The 3,636-nt window shown below is 68.0% G+C and carries 4 protein-coding genes; 2 read left to right on the forward strand and 2 right to left on the reverse strand.

The annotated features are described in order from the left end of the window. Positions 1–486 precede the first annotated feature (486 nt). Positions 487–720: an Lrp/AsnC ligand binding domain-containing protein gene (locus VJN29_RS03685; protein WP_324142228.1), complete on the forward strand. Its 234-nt coding sequence runs from the start codon at positions 487–489 to the stop codon at positions 718–720. A gap of 174 nt (positions 721–894) precedes the next feature. On the opposite strand, the gene VJN29_RS03690 is transcribed toward VJN29_RS03685, so the two are convergent. Then, positions 895–1,443 (reverse strand): YceI family protein, encoded by a 549-nt coding sequence (locus VJN29_RS03690; RefSeq protein ID WP_324142229.1) that lies wholly within the window; start codon positions 1,441–1,443, stop codon positions 895–897. Positions 1,444–1,663: 220 nt separating this feature from the next. Here VJN29_RS03690 and VJN29_RS03695 point away from each other — a divergent pair, with 220 nt between their 5' ends. After that, positions 1,664–2,173: a 3D domain-containing protein gene (locus VJN29_RS03695; RefSeq protein WP_324142230.1), complete on the forward strand. Its 510-nt coding sequence runs from the start codon at positions 1,664–1,666 to the stop codon at positions 2,171–2,173. Between the two features lie 315 nt (positions 2,174–2,488). On the opposite strand, the gene VJN29_RS03700 is transcribed toward VJN29_RS03695, so the two are convergent. Next, positions 2,489–2,983, reverse strand: coding sequence for a DUF4231 domain-containing protein (locus VJN29_RS03700; protein WP_324142231.1), 495 nt, complete (start codon positions 2,981–2,983; stop codon positions 2,489–2,491). Positions 2,984–3,636 lie beyond the last annotated feature (653 nt).

The raw sequence follows: 3,636 nt of genomic DNA on the forward strand, positions 1-3,636 counted from the left end.
TTGCTGGGAGCTTGTCGGCGGCGGCGGCCTCGTCGGCGCGTCCCACGCTGGGCTGACATCTTGAGCATCGACCCACAACCCCGGCCGAGGGTCAAGGGGTGTTGGGGCGAGCGACCAGGGTCTCGCTGGCATACCTCCTTCCGAGGCTTGCCGGCGCAGATGTGAGGCGGCCTCGCCGAGCCCGGTGGGCTGCCTGCTCATGATCTGCTCACAGACGGCGTGCATACTCCCGGACCTCACAGCACACATTCGCGGTAAACCTGCAGATCAGGCATCCAACGGCGTACTTTCTGGACTTAACCGGATGGGGCTAGCGGGGTCCAAATCCCGGCGGCTGCTACCTGCGAGCGCGAATCATCGGATCGACGCGGATCGACGCGAGTGTGCAGCCATGTGATCGCCTGACCCGGCCGCTGCATGCCACTATCCCTTCGCACCACGCTTTACAGGCGCCGCGGACGGCGTGACACATGGAGGTCGGTCCCTGTGGTGACGGCATACATCCTTGTCCAGACCGAGGTCGGCAAGGCCGCTCAGGTCGCCAAGGAGATCGTCGAGATCAAGGGTGTGCAGCAGGCCGAGGACGTGGTTGGCCCCTACGACGTGATCGTCCGGGCCCAGGCGCGCACTATCGACGAGCTGGGCAAGCTGGTGGTCGCGCGGGTGCAGGCGGTCCACGGCATCACCCGCACGCTCACTTGTCCAGTGGTGCACCTCTAGCACGGGCTCGACCACCTTCGGCTGACAGAGCCGCAGCGACAACAACACGGGCGGAGGCGGAAGTCTGCGGCGAGCGGCGGCACTGGAGGCGTCCAGGTCACAGGCGCCTATGAACGGCGCTGAACTGGGAATACAGGGTGGGTTGAGACCGAGCAAGCACGACGCGAAGCACCCTCAACCGTGCCAGGTGAGGGCCACGTCGAAGTCGACCTTGACCTCGTCGCTGAGCTTCAGCGCCCCGAAGAACGCCGAGTAGGGCCGGATGCCCCATCGGCTCTGCACGACGGTCGCCTCACCAACGACCCGGCCATCGGTAACACGACCCTGCAGCGCAACCGGTTGGGTCACACCCATGATCGTCAGCTCACCGTCGCAGGTGAACGACGCCACCGACCCGTCGACCCGCCTGGACCGGAAGGTGATGGTTGGGTGCTGGCCGGTGTGGAGGACCTCCTTGAGGGTCTTGTGGATCTCGGCGCGGTCAGCGTCGCTGAGTGGCTTGACGCCACCGGTTCCTTTCCGGACTTGGAAGGAATCGGCGTCAACCTCCACCGTCACCAATGAGTTGGCCGGGGTGGCGGGGTCGACGGTGGCGCGACCATGCCAGCCGGTGACCTCGATGGTGAGATCGTGGCCGGCCTTGGCGCCCAGCCCGGTCCGGGTCGTGTGGACCAAGAGCCGGCCGGATTCTGGTCCGAACCGGTAGGCACCGGCGATCCCCATGGCCGTAGGCTACGCCGACGCCGGAACGCCTGCCCACCGCAGCGGTCACGGTCACGATGGGCGATCGAGAGGGCACAGGCGCGTCACTGGCGCCGCTCACACCATGGTTGCGCCGAGCGCCCTTAGCGCCTCGATGGGTCGGCGGCCGGGTCCGTCGGCGGTCCACGTACGACCGCGAGACCGCAAGGTCGCTCATCACCCTTGGTGGCGTGGAGCCGGTTTGCAGCTGGTCGAGGCGAGCCAGACTCTCAGCGCCGCTCGCCCGCAGCAACAGGACGATGACATGCCGATCCGCATGCACCACCGACGCCGCTTGGGAGCGCCAAGGGTTGCGCTGCTCGGCGCGGTTGCTGGTGGGGTCCTCCTGGCCGCCTGCAGCGCCGCGAACCCGCCCCCGGCCTCGCCGCCGGGCACGACCCGGCCCGCGCAGGAGTTGGCGCCGACGAGCACGACCGGCGCTCGTGGGGTGGAGCTTGGCGTCTTCGAGGTGAGCTGCCATTCGGGCAAGGGGGTGACGGCCTCGGGCAGGCCCAGCTCTCGGGAGACGGTCTCGGTCGATCCCAGGGTGGTGCCGTTGGGGACGCGGCTGGTGATCGATGAGGTCGGCCCTCGGGTGGCCGCCGACACCGGGGGGGCGATCAAGGGGCGGCGGCTGGATATCTGGGAGCCATCGGTGGCCGCCTGCACGCGGTTCGGCCGCAGGCAACTCCGCGTCTGGCAAGCACCCTAGCCGACGCCCAAGGCAGTCGATCCCTGGTTCGTGGTAGCAGGGTTCGTGGGGACAACCGCGGATGATCACCGACCCGCTGTTCGCAGGTCAGCAGCTGTCATCCAGTTCAGAGAAGGGCCGTCTGTCGCTTACAACGACCGGGGCCTCCGGCACGTTCGATGGTCTGGCCCACGAGCCCCGGCGCCATGGCGTGCAGCCGGCGCGTGTCGTGTTCCCTGGACGCTCCGGCGGGCCGGAGGTTCAATCAGGGGCGACGCGGCACAATCACTCGGACGGCTTGGTCAGTAGCCACACGCTGAGGTGTGGCGGCGGCGCTCAACCGTCGCGAGGCTGCACCTGGACTCGGGCGGCTGCCTCCTGAACCGACACCCAGCGGGCATGCTCGCGGGCCACCAGCGCCTCGACACGTTCGGCAAGCAGCGTAGGTGGGCTGGCCGCGGTGGCGTAGTCGCCGCCACGAGCCTCGTACAGGTGCTGCTCGCGACGCAGCCCCTCCCAGGTCGTCCGGTAGGCAATCCAGTGCTCCTGGAACTGATACAGCTGCTGAACACCTTCCAGGACCACGATCAGGCTGCCGAGCCCACCAGTGATCCAGGCCGACGCGCCTATCCCGGCCATCACCGGGACCAGCGCGGCCGCGACCAGCTGGACGACCTTGATGGCGCGATACCAGCGCTGGTTCTCCCGGGCGCGGGCGTCATACCAGCCCAGCTCCTCGGCCAGCCTGGCCTGCACCCGTTCCTCCAGCCCTGGGAGGTTGACGGGCTCGAGGCGCCGGCTGGGATCGGATGGATCGTCGCGGTGAGCCATTGGCCGTCCTCCCTGTGAGCGACTTGTCAGCATGATCGCGTCCAGGACGGTCAGGGTGCGAGTAATCCCGAACCCGGAGATGGCTGGCGCAACAGAAGGCTTCGCCGCAGCGGAACGGCAATGGGGCTAACGAACGTCGAGCTATGGCTACAGCTCCTCTCTCAACTTCACCACCTCGCCGGGCACTGGGCGACGGCCCCCCGACTCCCCGGCCTAGAGAAGAACCCCGCCGCGATCGTCCGGAAGGTCTGCTCGGTGCAGCTCCCGGGCGCGCTGCAGGTCCCAGGGCCGGAGGGTCACCGAGCATCCCATGCTGCTAACCGCCCCGACCTTGATCCGTCAGCGGTCTGTAGGCGGGCTCGCATCCTTCGGACGTGGTCCAACAAGTGTGCCCAGGGCCAGCAGGCAGCGCCGGTCATCGACCGCTCCTTATCGGGCGCTACGCCACCAAGCGTGGTGAGCGGCCTCGCAGGCTCACGGTCTGGGGAGTCTGCCACCTGACGCCGCAGTGCAGGAGCAGCCGCGGGCGGTGGTGCTCGTGCCGAGGCCTAGTCTTCCTCTGCGTTCGCGGAGTCAGGAGGGTGGATTCTCGAAAATCATGATGGGAGTCCGCCGATCCCATCACCGATCAGCGTCACTCCGATCACCAGCAG

Origin of the sequence: Intrasporangium sp., assembly GCF_035280925.1 — a bacterium.
GTDB lineage: Bacteria > Actinomycetota > Actinomycetes > Actinomycetales > Dermatophilaceae > Intrasporangium.

Bases quoted from the DNA above. Each gene is read 5' to 3' on its own strand.
- VJN29_RS03690 (WP_324142229.1), bottom strand. From the start codon at position 1,443: ATGGGGATCGCCGGTGCCTACCGGTTCGGACCAGAATCCGGCCGGCTC.
- VJN29_RS03700 (WP_324142231.1), bottom strand. From the start codon at position 2,983: ATGGCTCACCGCGACGATCCATCCGATCCCAGCCGGCGCCTCGAGCCC.